Here is a 597-nt window from a genome sequence, read left to right as displayed (position 1 = left end):
GAGTTTTTCGTTAAGGTCTCTAAGATTTTGAAAGGTTTCTCGTTTTAAGAATTCGGTCTTGAAGCTTTTGAAGATGTTTTCTGCCACGGCGTTGTCATAGGGGTTGCCTGCTCGGCTGAGGGAGCGTTTAATGCCGTGTGTTTCCAATAGTTCATTAATGGATTGGTTGTTAAATTCGCTTCCTCGATCGGTATGGAAGTATTCGATGGCGTCTAATGGATAGGTTATGGTTTGGAAGGCTTTTTTTACAAGAGTGGCATCGCGGTAGTAATCGCAGGCGTAACCTATGACTTCGCGGTTAAAGAGGTCGGTGATGGCGCATACGTAGGCCCACCGATTGTTCACTCGAACGTAGGTTAGATCGGAAACGATGACTTCCAACGGCGAACGTTCGTTGAATTTTCTGTCGATGATGTTTTTGGTTTTGGCTTCATTTTTCTGTGAAGAATGGTGTTTGTACTGCGCTTTTGTGTAAACGGAGATCAGATGTAGTTTTTTCATGATGGTGCGTATTCGCCGTCTGGATGCGATGATGTTTTCAGACGCCAATTCGCTTTTTATCTTGCGAGCACCATAAACTTGGCGGCTGGCACTGAA

Annotated in this window: 1 protein-coding gene; it reads right to left on the bottom strand. The window is 44.6% G+C overall.

The window, feature by feature from the left end; all coding sequences use genetic code 11:
* Window positions 1-597, bottom strand: a 597-nt coding sequence (locus HMPREF1863_RS01495) for an IS3 family transposase (RefSeq protein ID WP_068366729.1), incomplete at both ends; no start/stop codon positions are given.

The organism is Aedoeadaptatus coxii, from assembly GCF_001553115.1.
GTDB classification, from domain to species: domain Bacteria; phylum Bacillota; class Clostridia; order Tissierellales; family Peptoniphilaceae; genus Aedoeadaptatus; species Aedoeadaptatus coxii.
This window is presented reverse-complemented; position numbering and strand designations above follow the sequence as displayed.